At 62.7% G+C, this 17579-nt stretch carries 17 protein-coding genes, 2 tRNA genes and 1 pseudogene; 7 read left to right on the top strand and 13 right to left on the bottom strand.

Annotation, left to right across the window (positions count from 1 at the left end; genetic code table 11):
* Positions 1–80 precede the first annotated feature (80 nt).
* Genes LB513_RS04470 through LB513_RS04460 form a run of 3 tightly spaced genes read right to left on the bottom strand, consistent with a single transcriptional unit; the run spans position 81 to position 3517 of the window.
* Positions 81–1238, bottom strand: a complete 1158-nt coding sequence (locus LB513_RS04470; RefSeq protein ID WP_224662260.1) for an amino acid ABC transporter permease — start codon at positions 1236–1238, stop codon at positions 81–83.
* 4 nt (positions 1239–1242) lie between these two features.
* The gene (locus LB513_RS04465; RefSeq protein WP_224662259.1) at positions 1243–2430 is read right to left on the bottom strand and encodes an amino acid ABC transporter permease; all 1188 of its coding nucleotides are present in this window, start codon (positions 2428–2430) and stop codon (positions 1243–1245) included.
* A gap of 58 nt (positions 2431–2488) precedes the next feature.
* A complete protein-coding gene (locus LB513_RS04460; protein WP_224662258.1) occupies positions 2489–3517 on the bottom strand; it encodes an amino acid ABC transporter substrate-binding protein in 1029 nt (342 codons plus the stop codon).
* 587 nt (positions 3518–4104) lie between these two features.
* Here LB513_RS04460 and LB513_RS04455 point away from each other — a divergent pair.
* The 3 genes from LB513_RS04455 (at position 4105) to LB513_RS04445 (ending at position 7441) form a co-directional block, all read left to right on the top strand.
* Positions 4105–4851, top strand: a complete 747-nt coding sequence (locus LB513_RS04455; RefSeq protein WP_224662257.1) for a sulfite exporter TauE/SafE family protein — start codon at positions 4105–4107, stop codon at positions 4849–4851.
* Between the two features lie 137 nt (positions 4852–4988).
* Positions 4989–6173: a cystathionine beta-lyase gene (locus tag LB513_RS04450; RefSeq protein WP_224662256.1), complete on the top strand. Its 1185-nt coding sequence runs from the start codon at positions 4989–4991 to the stop codon at positions 6171–6173.
* A 203-nt stretch (positions 6174–6376) separates the two neighbouring features.
* Positions 6377–7441, top strand: a complete 1065-nt coding sequence (locus LB513_RS04445; protein ID WP_224662255.1) for an HPP family protein — start codon at positions 6377–6379, stop codon at positions 7439–7441.
* A gap of 24 nt (positions 7442–7465) precedes the next feature.
* On the opposite strand, the gene LB513_RS04440 is transcribed toward LB513_RS04445, so the two are convergent.
* The gene (locus tag LB513_RS04440) at positions 7466–8335 is read right to left on the bottom strand and encodes a crotonase/enoyl-CoA hydratase family protein (protein ID WP_224662254.1); all 870 of its coding nucleotides are present in this window, start codon (positions 8333–8335) and stop codon (positions 7466–7468) included.
* An 80-nt stretch (positions 8336–8415) separates the two neighbouring features.
* Here LB513_RS04440 and LB513_RS04435 point away from each other — a divergent pair, with 80 nt between their 5' ends.
* The gene (locus LB513_RS04435) at positions 8416–9000 is read left to right on the top strand and encodes a TetR/AcrR family transcriptional regulator (RefSeq protein ID WP_224662253.1); all 585 of its coding nucleotides are present in this window, start codon (positions 8416–8418) and stop codon (positions 8998–9000) included.
* A 35-nt stretch (positions 9001–9035) separates the two neighbouring features.
* Here the strand turns inward: LB513_RS04435 and LB513_RS04430 are convergent, their stop codons facing one another.
* The 4 genes from LB513_RS04430 to LB513_RS04415 all read right to left on the bottom strand — a co-directional run bounded on the left by LB513_RS04430 (position 9036) and on the right by LB513_RS04415 (position 13457).
* Complete coding sequence (locus LB513_RS04430) at positions 9036–10262, bottom strand: anion transporter (RefSeq protein WP_224662252.1); 1227 nt, start codon at positions 10260–10262, stop codon at positions 9036–9038.
* 187 nt (positions 10263–10449) lie between these two features.
* Complete coding sequence (locus LB513_RS04425; protein ID WP_263481968.1) at positions 10450–11238, bottom strand: GGDEF domain-containing protein; 789 nt, start codon at positions 11236–11238, stop codon at positions 10450–10452.
* A 144-nt stretch (positions 11239–11382) separates the two neighbouring features.
* On the bottom strand, positions 11383–12795 hold the full coding sequence (locus LB513_RS04420) for a sensor histidine kinase (protein WP_224662250.1): 1413 nt from the start codon (positions 12793–12795) through the stop codon (positions 11383–11385).
* Entirely contained in the window at positions 12792–13457 is a 666-nt protein-coding gene (locus LB513_RS04415) for a response regulator transcription factor (RefSeq protein WP_224662249.1), read from the bottom strand. The genes LB513_RS04420 and LB513_RS04415 overlap by 4 nt, the downstream gene beginning before the upstream one ends.
* Before the next feature lie 140 nt (positions 13458–13597).
* Here LB513_RS04415 and LB513_RS04410 point away from each other — a divergent pair, with 140 nt between their 5' ends.
* Entirely contained in the window at positions 13598–14107 is a 510-nt protein-coding gene (locus LB513_RS04410) for a hypothetical protein (RefSeq protein WP_224662248.1), read from the top strand.
* A gap of 35 nt (positions 14108–14142) precedes the next feature.
* Positions 14143–14487 (top strand): hypothetical protein, encoded by a 345-nt coding sequence (locus LB513_RS04405; RefSeq protein WP_224662247.1) that lies wholly within the window; start codon positions 14143–14145, stop codon positions 14485–14487.
* 68 nt (positions 14488–14555) lie between these two features.
* Here the strand turns inward: LB513_RS04405 and LB513_RS04400 are convergent.
* Both LB513_RS04400 and LB513_RS04395 read right to left on the bottom strand, forming a co-directional pair.
* Positions 14556–14632, bottom strand: a tRNA-Arg gene (locus LB513_RS04400).
* A gap of 45 nt (positions 14633–14677) precedes the next feature.
* Positions 14678–14983 carry an ETC complex I subunit gene (locus tag LB513_RS04395; protein ID WP_224662246.1) on the bottom strand — a complete coding sequence of 102 codons (306 nt, stop codon included), beginning with the start codon at positions 14981–14983 and terminating at the stop codon, positions 14678–14680.
* Positions 14984–15108: 125 nt separating this feature from the next.
* Between LB513_RS04395 and LB513_RS04390 the strand changes: the two genes are divergently transcribed.
* A tRNA-Pro gene (locus LB513_RS04390) sits at positions 15109–15185 on the top strand.
* Positions 15186–15483: 298 nt separating this feature from the next.
* Here LB513_RS04390 and hdaA read toward each other — a convergent pair.
* From hdaA to LB513_RS04375, 3 genes and pseudogenes are all read right to left on the bottom strand, one after another.
* Positions 15484–16188: a DnaA regulatory inactivator HdaA gene (hdaA, locus tag LB513_RS04385; protein WP_224662245.1), complete on the bottom strand. Its 705-nt coding sequence runs from the start codon at positions 16186–16188 to the stop codon at positions 15484–15486.
* Between the two features lies 1 nt (position 16189).
* Positions 16190–17392 carry an AI-2E family transporter gene (locus tag LB513_RS04380; RefSeq protein ID WP_224662244.1) on the bottom strand — a complete coding sequence of 401 codons (1203 nt, stop codon included), beginning with the start codon at positions 17390–17392 and terminating at the stop codon, positions 16190–16192.
* Positions 17373–17483: pseudogene (locus LB513_RS04375) on the bottom strand (CDP-alcohol phosphatidyltransferase family protein); the annotation flags it as partial. The gene LB513_RS04380 and the pseudogene LB513_RS04375, both read right to left, overlap by 20 nt.
* Positions 17484–17579: the final 96 nt, after the last annotated feature.

Raw genomic sequence — 17579 nt, 5'->3', positions numbered from 1 at the left:
AGGATCCCCTTGTCTTTTTATCTTTCATTATAATGCATGTCGTTATCCCAAAACCGCAACACACTTTTGGGCGACATGCATTAGCGTTTGTGGCCGGTATCGAGCCGGCGTTCTGTGTACATCGAATAGCGCGACATGCCGAAACAGAACAGCCAGAAGACGAAGGCGGCGAAGATCAGCCCTGACTTGGCCGTCTGCGCCGTTGCCCAGTTGGCGTCGGAGAAGTTCTGTTTGACGATGCCGAGCAGGTCGAACATCGAGATGATGGTCACCAGGCTGGTGTCCTTGAACATGCCGATGAACGTATTGACGATACCTGGAATGACGAGCTTGAGCGCCTGCGGCATGACGATGAAATACATCTTCTGCCAATAGCCGAGGCCGAGCGAATCGGCCCCCTCATATTGACCCTTGGGGATCGCCTGCAGGCCGCCGCGCACCACTTCGGCCATATAGGCGGCGGCAAAGAGCGACACGCCGATAAGCGCGCGCAAATATTTGTCAAAGGTAACGCCCGGCGGCAGGAACAGCGGGAGCATGACGCTCGCCATGAACAGAACGGTGATCAGCGGAATGCCGCGCACGGCTTCGATGAAGATGACGCAGAGCATCTTGACGACCGGCATCTTGGAACGCCTGCCAAGCGCCAGCACGATGCCGAGCGGCAGCGACACCACGATAGCCACGAAAGACAAGGACAGCGTCACCAGCAAGCCGCCCCAGCGGGCGGTTTCGACATGTTGCAGGCCGAAGGCGCCGCCCACCAGAAGGAAGAATGAAACGACGGGCAAACCGACAATGAGCAGCAGGGCGTTGAGCCCTTTGCGCGGCACGCTCGGCATCAGCATCGGCACCATGAGCACCACCAGCAGGATACCAACCAGGATCGGCCGCCAGCGTTCCTCGATCGGATAGGTTCCGAACATGAACTGGCCGAACTTCGCATTGACGAAAGCCCAGCAGGCGCCGGACCAGCCATCCGGCTGAATCCCGCCTTGTGTCACGGTGGCGCATACGGTGCGGTCAGGTCCCGTCCAGACAGCGTCGATGAAAGCCCAGTTGATGATCTGAGGCAGCGTCATGGCCACCAGGGCGATGCCGATTATGGTCATGATGGTGTCGCCAACCGATGCTATCAGGTTCCTTCGCACCCATGCGCCGAGGCCCGCGACGCCGGCTGGCGCCGGCTGCGCCAGCACCATCTCCGTGCGTACCCAGGACATGTCATGTTCTTGCATGTCCTTACCTCTCCACCAGTGCCATTTTGGCGTTGAACCAGTTCATCAGCAGCGAGGTCAGAACACTGATGGCCAGATAGATTACCATCATGATGACCACGCATTCGACCGCTTGGCCGGTCTGGTTCAGTACCGTGCCAGTGGTCGCCGTCAAATCGGGATAGCCGATGGCGATGGCGAGCGAGGAGTTCTTGGTCAGGTTGAGATACTGGCTGGCGAGCGGCGGGATAACGATGCGCATCGCCTGCGGCACGACCACAAGCCTCAGCGCCTGGCCCGACCGAAGGCCGAGCGCCGCCGAAGCCTCGCTCTGGCCCCGGGCCACGCCGCGAATGCCGGCGCGCACGATCTCGGCGATAAAGGCGGCGGTATAGAACGACAGCGCGAGATACAGCGAGAGAAACTCCGGCTTCACCACAAAGCCGCCGGTCAGGTTGAAGGTCGATTGCTTGGGGAGATCAAAAGTCAGGGGAAAGCCGCTCAGCACGTAGGCAAGTAGCGGTAGCCCGACAATGAGCGCCAGCGATGTCCAGAACACCGGAAATTGCTGGCCGGTTGCCATCTGCCGCAGATGCGCCTTGCGGGCGACGAACCATGCCATGGCGATGCCGACAAGCAGGCCGACCAGGATCAGCCAGGAGCCGTCGCCCCACACGGCGCGCGGGAAGTAGAAGCCGCGCTGGTTGAGGAACGAGCCAAATGGCAGGTGGACACTGTCGCGCGGCGCCGGGAGAACCGCCAGCACGCCCGAATACCAGAAGAAGATGACCAGGAGCGGCGGGATGTTACGGAACACCTCGACATAGACAGTGCAGATCTTCTGGATAAGCCAGTTTTTCGACAGCCGGCCAATGCCGACGATGAAGCCGATGATCGTGGCGGTGATGATGCCGGCAAAGGCGACGATCAACGTGTTGATCAGGCCGACGATGATGGCCCGGCCATAGGTGGAGTCCGATGTGTAGGCGATCGCCGTATCGGAAATGTCGAAGCCGGCGCGGCCCCTCAGAAAGGTGAAGCCGGAGGCAATGTGCAGGTTCGTGAGGTTCACGATGGTGTTGTGAACGATCCACCAGACACCCGCCACCAGCAAGGCAACGACCAGGCATTGATAGAGAATACCGCGGACTGTCGGATTGTTGATGAGAGAAGCGCGACTTGGCTCCTCGCGAAGAACTTCCTGCGATGCCATTCGACCGTCCCCTGGAAAGAGAAACCGGGAGGCAGATGCCCCCCGGATCACGTTTCGATCAGCGGATGGGCGGAGCGTATTGCAGGCCGCCCTTTGTCCACAGCGCATTGATGCCGCGGGCGATCTTCAGCGGGCTGCCCGACCCGACATTGCGCTCGAACAGCTCGCCATAGTTGCCGACGGCTTTGACGATGTTGACAACCCAGTCATTGGAAACGCCAAGGTCGGTGCCGATCTTGGTGTCGGCTTCCTGGCCCAGCACGCGCTTGATCTCAGGGCTGGCCGAGTTCTTCATCTCATCGACATTCGCCTTGGTGATGCCGAGCTCTTCCGCCTGCAACAGGGCAAAATAGGTCCATTTGACGATGTGGTACCACTGGTCGTCGCCCTGGCGCACTGCGGGTCCGAGCGGCTCCTTCGAGATGATCTCGGGCAGGACGACATGGTCCGCGGGCGATGCTAGCGTCAGCCTTATGCCATAAAGGCCCGACTGATCGGTGGTGTAGACATCGCAACGCCCGGCGTCATAGGCGGCGTTGACCTCTTCGAGCTTCTCGAAGACGACCGGGTTGTATTCCATCTTGTTCGCCTTGAAGTAGTCGGCGAGGTTGAGCTCGGTGGTGGTCCCGCTTTGGACGCATACGGCGGCGCCTGAAAGCTGAAGCGCCGAATTGACGCCAGGTAGCTTCTTGGCGTTGATCATGAAGCCCTGGCCATCATAATAGGTCACGCCGATGAAGTTCAGGCCGAGCGCGGTGTCGCGGTTGATGGTCCAGGTGGTGTTGCGCGACAGGATGTCGACCTCGCCCGACTGCAGGGCGGTGAAACGCTCCTTGGCGCTGAGCGGCGTGAACTTGACCTTGGTGCCGTCACCAAACACGGCCGCCGCGACAGCGCGGCAGAAATCCGCGTCGATGCCCTGCCAGTCGCCCTTGTCGTCCGGCGCCGAGAAGCCGGCCAGGCCGGTGGAGACACCGCACTGGATGAAGCCCTTCGCCTTGACCGTATCAAGCGTGGTCGCCGAGGCTGCAGACGCCATCAGACCAAGCGCGGCGGCAGTAAGAATGCCAATGGCAATATTTTTCATGACCCACAGACCCTTTTCTGTTTTTCAGGCAAACCCTGATCTTTTTCCGTGTGAACGCAGTTCCATTCCGGCCCCCTCCCCGGAACGCGCATCGTAACCGACGAGCCGCCTCCCATTCACAGATGTCATCGAAGGCGATAATTCCCGAGAGGTCAAGGGAAATGACCGAAACCGAAAGAGTTTGAAAACCAGTTGCCGCAAATGCCTGAATTGCCGCCAAACGGGCCCGCGATTTAGTCATCAGCGCAAATAAAGAAGGCACGACTCGTTCAACGCTAATGCAGGTCGAGGTCGCGAATCCATCCTTGTTATACCTTGGCGTTACTGACCGGCGCGGAGTGAGTTGGCGGGCTCAAATGTCATCGGCCATGTTCGGGCGGTTTCTGATCAACAACCCCCGGCAAAATGCGGCGGCCGTCCGTTCGCAAAGCGGGTAAGCGTTGCTGCCATGAACTGCTCCATCAGACAGACCCGCCCGATAATTGCGGCTGGTTGTACGTCCAAAGCCGCCGCAATATGGGTGGCGCTGATTCAAGGCGACGTCCAGTCGTACCATCGACGCACAATGCGGTAGGGAAAGACTGTCGATGGACCCGCATACATGGATTGTCATCCTGGGGGCCGTCGTCGCCGGTTTCGTCCAGGGACTGTCCGGTTTCGCTTTCGGATTGGTCGCCATGTCGATTTGGGCATGGACCTTGGAGCCGCAACTCGCCGCGGCGATGACCGTCTTTGGGGCGCTCACCGGCCAGATCATCGCCGCCGTTTCCGTGCGGCGGGGTTTCGATATCGGGCTCCTGCTGCCGTTCCTGATCGGCGGCCTGCTGGGCATTCCGATCGGCGTCATGATCCTGCCGTGGCTAAACGTGCATGTGTTCAAGCTGGTTCTCGGGTCCCTGCTGGTCGTGTGGTGTCCCTTGATGCTTTTTGCGCGTCACCTTCCGCGCATTACTGCGGGCGGGTCGTTCGCGGATGGCCTGATTGGTTTCATCGGAGGTGCCATGGGCGGTATCGGGGGCTTTACCGGGCCAATTCCGACATTGTGGTGCACATTGCGCCAATGGGAGAAAGACACGCAGCGCGCCGTTATCCAGAATTTCAACCTGGCGGCCCTTTCTGCAACGATGGCAGCCTACATCGCCACGGGCAAAATCGGCATCGGAATGCTTCCGACATTGGCCGTCGTGGCAACGGCAATGCTCGTCCCGACATTGCTCGGAGCGAAGCTCTACATCGGCATCAGCGAATCGACATTCCGCAAGATCATCCTCTCGCTGCTGACGGCATCGGGGTTTGGGCTGCTCGCCTCGGCGCTGCCGCATGTCGTCGGCTAGATTTAGAACCGGACCGTCGCTGCCGGATCCAGACCCGGAATTGGCACATTCGAAGTCGGTCCGCCGGCGGATCGTGGCTGTTGCGCGGTCCATGGCGTCGCACTAAGGCTAACGCCTTTCGAAAAAGGCGATGAAGAATGACGAAAGACGGCAGCGAGCAGGGTAGCGACAAGCTTGGCATCAACACGCGGCTGGCCCATTCGGGCAACAGCCCGCATGATTATTTCGGCTTCGTCAATCCGCCGGTGGTCCACGCCTCGACGGTGCTTTTTCGTAACGCGGCATCCATGGCGGCACGGGATCAGAAATACGTTTACGGCACGCGCGGCACACCGACGACTGACGCGCTCGCCCAAGCGATCGACGCGCTAGAGGGCTCGGCCGGCACGATCGTGGTGCCTTCCGGCCTCGCGGCGGTGACGGTGCCGCTGCTCGCCTTCCTATCGGCGGGCGACCACCTGTTGATCGTCGATTCCGTCTATAACCCGACCCGCAACTTCGCTGACACGATGCTGAAGCGGCTGGGTGTCGAGGTAGAGTACTACGCTCCCGATGTCGGTGCCGGCATCGCGGCGTTGATCAAGCCCAACACCAAGGTGGTGTTCACGGAATCGCCGGCTTCCAACACGTTCGAGGTGCAGGACATCCCGGCCATCGCAAGGGAGGCGCATGAAGCTGGAGCCATCGTCATGATGGACAACACCTGGGCAACGCCGCTCTATTTCCGCCCGCTCGACCATGGCGTCGACATCTCGATCCATGCGGCGACGAAATACCCGGCCGGCCATTCCGACCTACTGCTGGGCACGGTCTCTGCCAATGAGGGCCACTGGAAGCAGCTATACGAGAGCTTTTGCACGCTGGGCTGCTGCGCCGGGCCCGACGACGTCTACCAGGTGCTGCGCGGGCTGCGCACAATGGGGGTGCGCCTGGAGCACCATCAGCGCAGCGCGCTCACCATCGCCTCCTGGCTCGAGGGTCAGAAAGGGGTCGCGCGCGTGCTTCACCCGGCCCTTCCAAGCCATCCCAACCATGATCTGTGGAAACGCGACTTCTGCGGATCCAGTGGCGTCTTTTCCATCGTGCTTGCCGGCGGCGGCCAGAAACAACAGCACGCCTTCCTTGATGCCTTGCGGATCTTTGGCCTCGGCTACTCCTGGGGTGGCTACGAAAGCCTTGCGGTGCCGGTCTGGCTCGGCGACCGCGTCGTCGCCAAAACTCCCCATGGCGGCCCGCTGATCCGCCTGCAGATCGGTCTCGAGGACGTTGCGGACCTGAAAGCCGACCTCATGCGCGGCCTGGACGCCGCCGCGTCCGCCTGAACGACGACGGAGCGGAGTTGGAACCGCGCCAAGCACTTCCGAGGCAGGTGAACAAGCGCTGCCCTGCGCAACTCGAAGAGCCCCATGGAATTCCATTCCTTCAAGCCCGCGTTTACGGGATCGATTTGGCTTTCAAATTCGACGCCCTGGCGTCATTGCGGGCATCAGCACAGTTTTCGCCCTCCGGCAGAGTTACCGACTTCATGGCCTTTCGCCTCTTTGTTCCCATCCTTGCCGGCGCAACCCCGCGCGAACGTGTCATCGCCTGCATCGGCGCGATGGTCGGCATTGCGCTGACCGGCGTGCTCGGGGGCCTGGCGCTCGGCCACGGTGCGCATGTGCCGCTGCTGGTCGGGCCGATCGGGGCATCGGCGGTGCTGCTGTTCGCAGTCCCGGCAAGCCCATTGGCGCAGCCATGGCCCATCATCGGCGGCAACACCATATCGGCGCTTGTCGGCGTGATCGTCGCTCATTTCATCCAGGAACCGGCTTTTGCCGCAGGGATTGCGGTGGCGCTGGCAATCGCTGCCATGTCGCTTACCCGTTGCCTCCATCCTCCCGGCGGAGCCGCCGCCCTGACAGCGGTGCTCGGCGGTCCAATGGTCACCGCCTCGGGCTTTATGTTCCCTTTTGTCCCGGTGGCGCTGATCTCGATCGTGCTGGTCGCCCTAGGTTACGGCTTCCACAAGCTGTCGCGGCGAAATTACCCCCATGTGCCGGTTCAAGCGCCGGCAAACAGCCACGGCACGATCGATCCGCCGGCGCGGGTGCGCGTCGGATTTCGGCCGGAGGACATCGACGCCGCCCTGGAAGCGCTCGAGGAAACATTCGACATTGACCGCGGCGACCTCGACCGGTTGCTCTGGCAGGTTGAAATGCAGGCCTTGGCGCGGTCGCACGAGACCCTTTTGTGCGAAGACATCATGTCGCGCGACGTGATCTCGGTGCAGGAAGACACACAAGCCGAGACGGCACGCCAATTGCTGCTCCATCACAACATCCGCACCTTGCCGGTGGTTGATACGGACAGGCGGCTCGCCGGCACCGTCGGCTTACGGGAGTTGGTGCCGGGTCCCGGCACCGTTGGGGCAATGCTATCGAGCGCGGCGACCGCCTCCCCCGGTTCGGCGGCCATGGGATTGTTGCCGGTCCTGACCGACGGCCGCAGCCATGCCGTCATCGTCGTGGACGACGCGAGGCATCTACTGGGGCTGATCACGCAGACCGACCTGCTGGCAGCGGCGGCCCGGCTGCTTAAAACTGAGTAGCCCCACCCTTAAGCCATGACTATGTCAGTCGTGCGCCGAAGACATCGTCCGATCCAGCGCCAGGGACCTCCGCCTGGCCTCGTCCGGCCGCGCGATATGTGTCCATGACCCGTCATGGCCAGGCTTGGGCCGCCGAATCCAGGCGTCGAGCCCATCGCGCAAATCGGCGGTCGGTACCATGCGGGCGAACTGCTCGGCCTCGACCAGCAAACCGTCGGCGATGCTGAGGTGATGGCCGCGCGCTACGGCCGTGAGAATGCTGGCGACCGCCAGTCCCGAACGCCGTAAAATCCGCCTGGCCAGATCGAAGGCTGCCGGCATCAGGTCGCCATGCGGAACAACTTGATTGACGAGGCCAATTTCAAGCGCACGCGCCGCTGGAAACCAATCGCCGGTCAACAGCAGTTCGAGTGCACGCTTGCGTCCTGCCAACCTCGGCAGGCGCTGGGTTCCGCCAAAGGTCGGCGGCATTGCGAGGTTGATTTCCGGCTTGGCGAACATCGCGCGATCGCTGGCAATGGCGAGCGGCACGGCCTCGGTGATCTCGCATCCGCCGCCGAAGGCAATGCCATTGACGGCCGCGATCACCGGCTTGCGAAACGCTTCCAACCTCGACGTCAACCGCTGCCCGCGCATGACGAAGTCGCGCATCGCGATATCGGCGCCCAGCGCGACGCTGGCGGAGAACTCATGGATGTCGCCGCCCGCCGAAAAGGCGCGGTCCCCCGCGCCGGTCAAGATGACTGCCCGCACCCCGCCATCGACTTCGAGATGATCGAGGAGGCCCAACAGCCTGTCGATCATCGCATAGTTCAATGCGTTGAGCTTGTCGGGACGATTGAGAGTGAGGACGGCTACCTCGTCGCGGGTCTCGCTTAATACTAGATCGGTCATCGTTCTTCCTTTCCAGACACCGCTGAAAGGGATCATGCTTGCCATTGCTTGTATATTCACTAGTCGGTATACGTTTGCACATGCCTGAGCTCTCCACCCCTACCCGCGAACGGATTGTCGCAGCAGCGACGAAACTGTTTTATGCCGAGGGAATCGGCCGGGTCAGCGTCGATGCCATCGCCGAAAGAGCCGGGCTCACCAAGCGGACGCTCTACTATCACTTCAAGAGCAAGGACGATCTCATCGCTGCCTATCTCGATGGCCGCGATCAGCCCAATTTGAAGCAGATGGCCGGCTGGTTCGATGCAGCCGAAGGCGATGTGGAGCGCAAGGTCGAGGCGGTCTTCACCAATCTCGCGCGGGTAGCGCGCCACCCCAAATGGAAGGGATGTGGGTTCCTGCGCACGGCCGCCGAACTAGCGTCGATGCCAGGACATCCCGCTATCAAGGCCGGGTCGCGACACAAGTCCAATTTTGAAAATTGGCTTGCTGGAGAACTGTCGGATCGCGGGGTCGACGAGCCGCAAGTCATGGCGCGCGAGATCGTGCTGCTGCTCGACGGCGCCTTTTCGGTCATGCTGGTCCATCGCAATCCCGACTATATCGAGGCGGCCGGACGGGCCGCCGCGACGCTGGTGCGCGCTCGGCACCGGAAAGACGATTAGCTGTGGCTGCAGGACCAGACGGGCGCTGGAGCCTTCTAAAAGCCCAGCGCCAGCCATGCCGTACCGGCGAAGAGCGTGATCAGTGTCAATGGCAGGCCGACCTTGAAGAAGGCGGTGAAAGAGAGCGGCACGCCCGCCGTCTTGGCCTGCTCGGCGACGATCAGGTTTGCGACCGAACCGAGCAGCGTGAAATTGCCGGCCAGGGTCGAACTCATGGCGACGACCAGCCATGCGCGTTCGGGATTTTCGAGGCCGGGTATGAAGGGTCGGAGCGCCAGCACCGCCGGCACGTTGCTCATGATGTTCGAAAGCACCGCTGTAAAACCCGATAAGCGCCAGACATCGTCCAATCCAAGGCCCTTGGCCGAAGCGATCAGGTCCGGTGTGAGCAGCGTCTTCTCGGCGCCCGCGACAACCACAAACAGCCCCGCGAACATGAACAACAACGGCCCGTCGATCTCGCGGTAGATGCGTTGTGGCTTGATGGATCGGGTCAGAAGCAGGATGGCGCCGCCGATCAGCGCCGCCTTGGCGACGGGAACGCCGGCAAAGAACGCGACAGCCAGCGCCACGCAGACGATTACCGCCTTTAAAACCTGCCCTCGATGCATTCGGCCGCGCGAGATTTCGGGCTCAATCTGCGCGGTGCGGGTGAATTCGGCCGGGTAGGCGATGCGCACGATGACTATGACCGCGACAAGTCCGAACAGCGCAACCGGCGCCAGCGCCGCCGAGAAGGCCGGGTATGAAATGCCCGACAGCGCCCCGATGACCATGTTCTGCGGATTGCCCGTGATGGTGGCGACGCTGCCGCAATTGGACGCCGTGGCGGTGGCGATAAGGTAGGGGATCGGATTACGTTTGATGATCCGCGTGACGTGGACGACGATCGGCGCCATCACGAGGCAAATGGCGTCGTTGACCAGGAAGGCGGACAGCACGCCGGTCAGCAGCGTTACCATCACCAGCAACATGAAGGGCGCGTGCGCATGCTCGATGGCGACGGCGCCGAGCCCGCGAAATGCGCCGGAGACCTTCAGATGCGCCACTACGATCATCATGCCGAGCAGCAGAGTTATGGTGTCGAAATTGATCGCACGGTAGGCATCCTCCATGCTGAGCGCGCCGATGGCGATCATCGCCGCGCCGCCAAGCAGTGCGATCCCTGCGCGGTCTAGACGCAGCCCCGGTACGCGGCCGACCGCGACGCCGGCATAGGTAAGAACCAGGATCAGCAATGCCGCCACGCCCATCAGTGTCATGCGAAGGAGAGCCCTGCCCCGATCATCCAGCCCGTTGTGCGCCGGAGAATACCTTTAGCGTGATGTCATCAAAGCGAAACCTCTGTCGGCGCAACAATCTGGGCAAATCATCGTGTCCGGGCAGTCCGCTCTGGTTTGCAAGAGGCCGCACGCGATGGCGCCGGCGTTGCCGCCTCGACCGCTGCTTTCAATGCACCGTGCCGACGGTCGGCGGCGGCACTGGCACCATACCCGCTGGATCGATGCTGACCTGATCGCGCCCGTTCGCCTTGGCGGTGTAAAGCCTTCGGTCGGCGGCGGAGAATATCTTCTCATAGGTGGTCGAGCCGCTAAAGCTCGTGCCGCCGATGCTGACGGAAAGCGGGCAAGGCCTGCCGCCGGGAGAGAAATCCATCTCCCTGATGCGCCGCCGAATGCTTTCGGCGACCAGCCAGGACTGCGACGGATCCACACCGGGCATGAACACGCCGAATTCTTCGCCGCCGATTCGCCCGACGAGATCGACGCCACGCAGTTGCCCTTTGATCGCCTGCGCTATCAGTTTGAGCGCCTGGTCGCCGCTGTCATGGCCGAGGCGGTCGTTGATCGACTTGAAGTGGTCGGCATCGATGATCAGCAGCGCCCCGGAGCGGCTATTTTCCTCCTTGCTGGCCTGATCGAGATAGGCTTCGACCAGCATCGAAAAGGCGCCGCGGTTCAGCACCGCCGTCAGGCTGTCGGTCGCGGCGATGACGCTGAGATCACGCTGCGCGATGGCCAATTGGCGGATCTTCCACATGAGGAAAAACAGAAACGATCCGCCGAGCAGCAGAGGCAGAAACAGGTCTGTCATCTGGGCTCGCCACAGTGCCTCGGGCGAAAGATACAGGAAATTGAAAGAATCGACGAAGAACGCCACCGCAATAAAGAAAGCGGTGCCGATCAGGGTGACAGCGATTACCCTTCCCCAGCTCGTCGGGGATAGATCGAGCTTCATTCGTTCAACTCCATAGGCGGCCACCATGGCGTACCAACGCAAACAAATTGATAAGAGTTTCTCTCCAATGCGATATCGACTGGAATTGGGCGGTTCCGGCACGGCGTAGATCGAATCCGTCCAAAACTCCCCGAAAATGTTCGGTCAGCGGCTACGCGGCAGGACGACCCGGCAGAGCAAACCGCCTGATGCTCCGCGAGACAGATCCAGACTTCCGCCATAGAGTTCCGTAAGTTCGGCGGCGATCGGAAGGCCGAAGCCGTGGCCCGGCGTCGCCTCGTCGATTCGCCGGCCCGGTTGCATCACCTCAGGCATCGCGGCCGGATCGAGACCGGGACCATCGTCCTCGACGTCGATAATGACCCTGCCCAAATCGGCCACAGACGAAACGGTGACGCGCGAGTAGGCCCACTTGCAGGCATTGTCGAGCAGATTGCCGAGGATTTCGTCGAAATCCTGTGTCTCGGTGGCGACCGCGATATCGGCGGTTGCCAAGACATCGAAGGTCAAGCCTCGTTCGCGGTGCAGGCTGCCCATCATGCCGACGAGGTCGGTCACCCGTTCCGCGACATTGGTGCTCGCGCGCACCGGCCCGGCCAGGACCGCGGCGCGCGCGCGCGCCAGATGATGGCGGATCAGCCGCTCCATCAATTCCAGCTGTGTGCGTATGAAGGGTTCGCCGCCTTCGGTGGTCGCCCCTGATGTGGCCGCGCGACCGTCGAGCGCCAGGCCGAGCGTCGCCAGCGGCGTCTTCAGTCCGTGCGCCAGATTAGCGACATGGCGCCTGGCTCGCGCGAGCCCTTCGGCATTTTCGGCAAGCAGGCTGTTGACCTCCTCAACCAGCGGCAGGATTTCGCTCGGCTGGTCGGTGGAGATCGCATTGCGCCTGCCGGCGCGGATATCGGCCAAGCCGCTCCTGAGGGCGGAGAGCGGCAGCAACCCAAGCCGCACCTGCGCCAGCATGGCACCAACCAGCAACAGGCCCAACACCACCAGCGTCAGCACCAATGGCAGCAGCGCTTCGCGAAGCGGCCCATATATGGCGCGATAGGGCGCGGTGGCGGCCACCGTCACCGTCTGGACGCCGAATGGCGCTTCAAGGACGCGCCAATGCAGGAACTGGCCGTCGGGCCCCGTGCCATCGGCTGACCGTGGACGGCCGAGCGACTGAAAAGCTCCCAGCCATTCCGGCAATCCGGGGAGATTGTCGAACCGACCGGCATGGACTGGCGGCGGCTTCATGGCGGCATGCCCGGCCAGCGACGCAGATACCAACTCGCCATCCGGTCCGGTCACCTGCCACGACCAGCCGGAATTCGGACGGTCGAAGGGAGGCCCGTTCAATGCCGGCGCGACGTTCATCATGCCCTGCCCGCCCCGCTGCAGGGAAGCTGCGATCGCAAAGACCTGACCATCGAGCCGCTGGTCGATCTGGCCGATAACGAAGCGCTGCAGGATCAGGGCGATGGCGATGCTGGCAAGCAGGAGAGCCGCCACAATGGCAATGACAGCGGCCAACCGCAGCCTGCCCGCAAGAGAACGCGGGATCAGCCTCATGCCGCGCCCGCGGTCAGCCGGTAGCCAAGTCCCCGCACGGTCTCGATACGATGGTGGCCTATCTTGCGGCGCAGCCGGGCGACGATCACTTCCAGCGAATTGGAATCGACGTCGGCATCACCGTCATAGACGCGCTCGAGCAGGTCGGCGCGCGTCAACACAACTTCCTTGCGCAGAACGAGGCTGGACAGCACGCGCCATTCCAGCCCGGTCAGCTTCAGCGGCAGGCCGTCCAACTCGAACGTGCCAAGTTGAGCGTCGAACGCCAGCGGGCCGCAGACAATTTTCGCTTGCGCGTGCCCGGCGGCGCGCCGCACCAGCGCACGCAGCCGCATGATCAGCTCCTCGGTACGGAACGGCTTGGTCAGATAGTCGTCGGCGCCGGCCTTGAAGCCCTCGACCTTCTCCGACCAGCCGTCACGCGCCGTCAGGATCAGAACCGGCAGGGTGCGTCCCGCGCTGCGCCAGGCCGTCAATATCGCCTTGCCTTCTACCTTGGGCAGGCCAAGGTCGAGAACAGCGACGTCATATGTCGCGGTATCGCCCATATGCTGCCCGTCCTCGCCGTTGCGGGCGATGTCGACGACGAAGTTCTCGCCGCGCAGGGCCTCCGCCAACTGGTTGGCGATCGAAGCATCGTCTTCAACGAGCAACACCTTCATCGGATCGAGTTTCCCGCTTGGCCTAGAGGCCGGCACCTACCCCCGCCGGCTTAACTGAAGCTGAACGGCCCGGTTCAGGCTGGGTTCCTAGGGGTCGGGTAGAACGGTTGCCATTCCACCACAACCGAAAGGCGCCCATCATGACCGATACCTCAGAAACCTCCCGTAAGGGGACAGTCGCCGGCCTGCCGGCCCGGGAACGCCGGCGACCCTATCTGACCGGCCTGTTTGCCGCCGGACTGATCACCGTCGGGCTGATTGCCGGAGCTGGCGCCACGATCGTGGCTGCTCCTCGCGACAGCGTCATGCTGATGCAGCCCACCAGCATCGCCAAGCTGTCGCCCTATAGCGACGTTGCCGTCAAGGGCAAGGTCGCCGAGATCTTCGGCAACAAGTTCGTCATCGACGACGGCAGCGGCCGCGCGCTGGTCGAGACCGGTCGACGCGGCGAAGGCGGCACTCTGGTCGCCGCTGGCGAAACGCTGACCGTGCAGGGCCGGTTCGACGACGGCTTCATTCATGGCGACCTGCTCGTTCATGCCGACGGCAAAGCCGAGAGCCTGAAGCCGCCTCGGCCGGGTCCCCGCGGCGTGCTCGACCGGCTGCACGGGCCGGATGTCGATACCGTCGTTCCCGGCAAGCCCGGATAAATGTTCACCCACGACCAAACCGAAAGGAAACAGAGATGAAGAAGCTCCTCCTGGCAGGCCTGGCCCTGACGCTCATGGCCACAACCGCCTTTGCCCAGGCCGACGCGCCGCCCCCGCCACCTCCAGCAGGCGTCGATGCAGCTGCCGACCAGACGCCGCCGCCACCGCCGCCGCCCGGCCCGGACGGAATGCGCGAACATCGCGGACCGCATGGCCGCGACGCCGGTCCGCCGCCGCCGCCACCATCTAAGGCAGCCCATTTCCACCTTCGACGCGGTGATGTCGAGATCGACGCAAAGTGTGCCGACGACGAACCGATGAAGGCCTGCGTGGAGTCGGCTTCGCAGCTGATCGACAAGTTGGCGGCTTTGCCGCGCTAGGCAGGTGCAAGCGACAAGGACGGGCGCCGAAAGGCGGCCGTCCGCATCCGGAACGGACCGAGGATTGTTGGCGATCCCGACAGGATTCGAACCTGTGACCATCGGCTTAGAAGGCCGGTGCTCTATCCAGCTGAGCTACGGGACCACTGGCCGGCCCTAAGGCCGGATCGATATCTGGCGCCGGCCGCGATCAATGCGTCCAGGGCGTCTTGCGGTCATAGCGGAAATTCTCCGCATAGGAAATCTGGCGGCGCTTGGCCTCTTTCGGCTCTTCGACCCTGTAGGCAAGGCCTTCCTTTTCGGCGTAGGCCACGGCTTCTTCCCTGGTTTCGAAGGTAAGCCTGATCTGGCTTCTCATGTCACCCGAGGTGGTATAGCCCATCAGCGGGTCGATCTTCTTGCGCGTCTCGGGATCGAATTCCAGCACCCAGTGGCCGGTCTTGGCCTTGCCGGACTGCATCGCGGTTTTGGCTGGGCTGAAAATGCGCGCGGACATGGCCACCTCGTTATTTTGCAAGGCAGCATCGCCGCCCCTTTGGTCCGTCATTACTGCGCAATGCGCATGGCGGCAAGGTTTTTGCTCTTGCCATGCCGCTTCGAAGCCACTAGGCACAAACCGTTCGGAGTGTAGCGCAGGCTGGTAGCGCATCTGGTTTGGGACCAGAGGGTCGGGAGTTCGAATCTCTCCACTCCGACCACTATCTCGAGTGACATACGAACAGCTTGGCGCGACGGGGGATCGAGGTCGGCCCTCGCTTTCGAGCACGAGCACTCTCCGGCTTTCGCCGACCTGGATGCCTTTGAAGGTAAGCTCGCCGGGCGAGAGCCCCACCACCCTCATTCCCGGCGAGCCTACAACCTGATCAGGAACGCGATCAGGACCGGGGTCAGCCGGCAAGCTCTCGTTGCAAGATCGAGGCCAGCGATCTTTCCCGAAATGACACACCGGATTGCCGGGACCGAGAGCACAGTGGCGAGCCGCCATATCAAGCCGGCCTAGTTGCCGAAATCGCCCTGCCCCTCATCCATGGCGCTGACGATTTCGGCGGTAAGCGCCCGGGTGATCGGCGTCTTGCGCTCCAGCGCGACCCGGTCCAATCGTTCCACCACGCGCATGGCGGTCGCCAGCGAGCGCTCGATGCGCCGCACCAGATACTGTACGACATGCGGTTCGACCTCGATCTGGCGGTCGGCGAACAGCTTGGTGATGACGCCGGCGAGCAAAAGGTCGTCGGGCTCGTGGATTTCGACAGTCGCCGCCGCCCTCAGTCGCGAGGCGAGGTCCGGCAGCGCCACACCCCAAGCCGACGGAAAGCGCCGCGCCGTCAGGAGCAGCGTGGAGCCCGCGCCGCGCACCGCATTGATCAAGTGGAACAGACCTTGTTCGTCCACCGCTCCTGCATCGACGTCGTCGATGAGCACAGGGCGCGCGCCGATATCAGCGATGCTGTCGCCAATGCCGCCGGCTTCGATGGCAACCGCGCCGGCATGGTCGCGCCAGATCGAGGCGAGATGCGTCTTGCCGGAACCGGCAGGGCCAGCCAGAACCACCACCGGCGAGGGCCAGTCCGGCCAGCGGTCGACCAACGCCACCGCGTCGCTATTGGTGCTGGATACGACGAGATCGTCGAGCGAATAGCCTATGCCGTGGCCGAGATCGAGCGGCAGCTGGCGCGGCGGGCCGGTTCGCCGGGCAGCCACGTCAGCGACGCGTGCGCGTGCGTTGGCCGCTGCGGTCGGGCCTCGGCTGTGGCGGCACGGGCGCCGCGCCACGACCCCTGTAGAGCGGCGATTCCAGATAGCGGGCTATGGCGAACCGCACCAGCACGGCCACCGCCGCCGAGGCCGGCACCGCGATGAGCAGTCCAACGAAACCGAACAGCGCCCCGAAGGCGAACAGGGCGAACATCAGCCATACCGGGTGCAAACCGACGCTCTTGCCGACCAGCCTCGGCTGCAGGATGTTGCCCTCGATGAACTGGCCGATGAAGAAGACCACCGCGACGGCGACGATCATCGTCCAATCCGGCCAGAACTGGACAAAGGCAACGCCGACGGCCAGCACCAGCCCGGTAAGCGAGCCGACATAGGGGATGAACGAAATCAACCCGGCGAACAGACCAATAAGAATGGCAAAGTTCAGTCCCGTCAGCGTCAAGCCTATGGCATACATGGCGCCCAGGACCAGGCACAGTGTCCCCTGGCCGCGCACGAAGCCAGCGGTCGCCGAGTTGATGTCGCGCGCGATGGCACGCACGGTCGCGACATTGTCGCGCGGTACCCAGCTGTCGATAACCGCGACCATGCGATCCCAGTCGAGAAGCATGTAGAAGGCGACCACAGGCGTCACCACGAACAGGCTGACCACCGAGACCAGGGCCATCCCGGAACTCCACAGCGAGGTGAAGACAGTGGTGACGAGGCCGAAACCGGAGGTCAGCAGCGAATTCAGCCCATCGCGCAAGCTGTTGGCATTGACGCCGAATCTTTGTTCTAGCCATTTCGGATCGAAGGATGTGAGCAGGCTCTGCAGCCGCGTTAGATATTCCGGCAATTTGCCGGCGAAATCGGCCATCTGCGTGGCCAGCACCGGAATGAGGATTACGAAAGCCAACACCAGCACGATGAGGAAGGTGATGAGAATGACCACCGTCGCCATGAGGCGGGACAGGCCGAGCCGCTGCAGCCGGTCAGCGACCGGGTCAAGAAAATAGGCAAGCACCATTCCGGCGACGAAGGGCAGCAGGATGTCGCTGAAGATATAGAGGAAGAGCGCAACGACGGCGGCGCCGGCCAGCCAGAAAAGGATCTGCCGGCGAAACGCGGCAGCCGTGACGATATCGACGGCCGCAGCCTCGATCACCGCCGCCTCTTTCTCGGATGTCAGGATCGGAGCCTTCGCCATAGCCGCTCATATGCCTCAGCCAAGGCACGAGATAGGCCGCGGCTGAAGCCATGGTCAAGACCCCGGACAGCAATATCGGGCCGGGCGCAAGGTCCGAGCTTCCAGCCATTGCGAGACGGATGCGCCACCGCGATGTCCAGCGCGCATGCGGCAAGCCGCTCCAGTTTTGTCGGGCTAAACAAGGCCC

This window comes from Mesorhizobium sp. ES1-1 (assembly GCF_020164785.1).
Taxonomy (GTDB): Bacteria; Pseudomonadota; Alphaproteobacteria; order Rhizobiales; family Rhizobiaceae; genus Mesorhizobium.
The sequence above is the reverse complement of the archived record's forward strand: the minus strand, read 5'-3'. Positions and strand labels throughout refer to the sequence as shown.

What these genes read in the sequence shown, in the direction of transcription:
- LB513_RS04450 (WP_224662256.1), top strand. Translation starts at nt 4,989, where the DNA reads ATGACGAAAGACGGCAGCGAGCAGGGTAGCGACAAGCTTGGCATCAAC.
- LB513_RS04455 (WP_224662257.1), top strand. Translation starts at nt 4,105, where the DNA reads ATGGACCCGCATACATGGATTGTCATCCTGGGGGCCGTCGTCGCCGGT.
- LB513_RS04415 (WP_224662249.1), bottom strand. Translation starts at nt 13,457, where the DNA reads ATGAAGGTGTTGCTCGTTGAAGACGATGCTTCGATCGCCAACCAGTTG.
- LB513_RS04395 (WP_224662246.1), bottom strand. Translation starts at nt 14,983, where the DNA reads ATGTCCGCGCGCATTTTCAGCCCAGCCAAAACCGCGATGCAGTCCGGC.
- LB513_RS04440 (WP_224662254.1), bottom strand. Translation starts at nt 8,335, where the DNA reads ATGACCGATCTAGTATTAAGCGAGACCCGCGACGAGGTAGCCGTCCTC.
- LB513_RS04430 (WP_224662252.1), bottom strand. Translation starts at nt 10,262, where the DNA reads ATGACACTGATGGGCGTGGCGGCATTGCTGATCCTGGTTCTTACCTAT.
- LB513_RS04405 (WP_224662247.1), top strand. Translation starts at nt 14,143, where the DNA reads ATGAAGAAGCTCCTCCTGGCAGGCCTGGCCCTGACGCTCATGGCCACA.
- LB513_RS04460 (WP_224662258.1), bottom strand. Translation starts at nt 3,517, where the DNA reads ATGAAAAATATTGCCATTGGCATTCTTACTGCCGCCGCGCTTGGTCTG.
- LB513_RS04435 (WP_224662253.1), top strand. Translation starts at nt 8,416, where the DNA reads ATGCCTGAGCTCTCCACCCCTACCCGCGAACGGATTGTCGCAGCAGCG.
- LB513_RS04425 (WP_263481968.1), bottom strand. Translation starts at nt 11,238, where the DNA reads ATGAAGCTCGATCTATCCCCGACGAGCTGGGGAAGGGTAATCGCTGTC.
- LB513_RS04410 (WP_224662248.1), top strand. Translation starts at nt 13,598, where the DNA reads ATGACCGATACCTCAGAAACCTCCCGTAAGGGGACAGTCGCCGGCCTG.
- LB513_RS04470 (WP_224662260.1), bottom strand. Translation starts at nt 1,238, where the DNA reads ATGCAAGAACATGACATGTCCTGGGTACGCACGGAGATGGTGCTGGCG.
- LB513_RS04420 (WP_224662250.1), bottom strand. Translation starts at nt 12,795, where the DNA reads ATGAGGCTGATCCCGCGTTCTCTTGCGGGCAGGCTGCGGTTGGCCGCT.
- LB513_RS04380 (WP_224662244.1), bottom strand. Translation starts at nt 17,392, where the DNA reads ATGGCGAAGGCTCCGATCCTGACATCCGAGAAAGAGGCGGCGGTGATC.
- LB513_RS04465 (WP_224662259.1), bottom strand. Translation starts at nt 2,430, where the DNA reads ATGGCATCGCAGGAAGTTCTTCGCGAGGAGCCAAGTCGCGCTTCTCTC.
- LB513_RS04445 (WP_224662255.1), top strand. Translation starts at nt 6,377, where the DNA reads ATGGCCTTTCGCCTCTTTGTTCCCATCCTTGCCGGCGCAACCCCGCGC.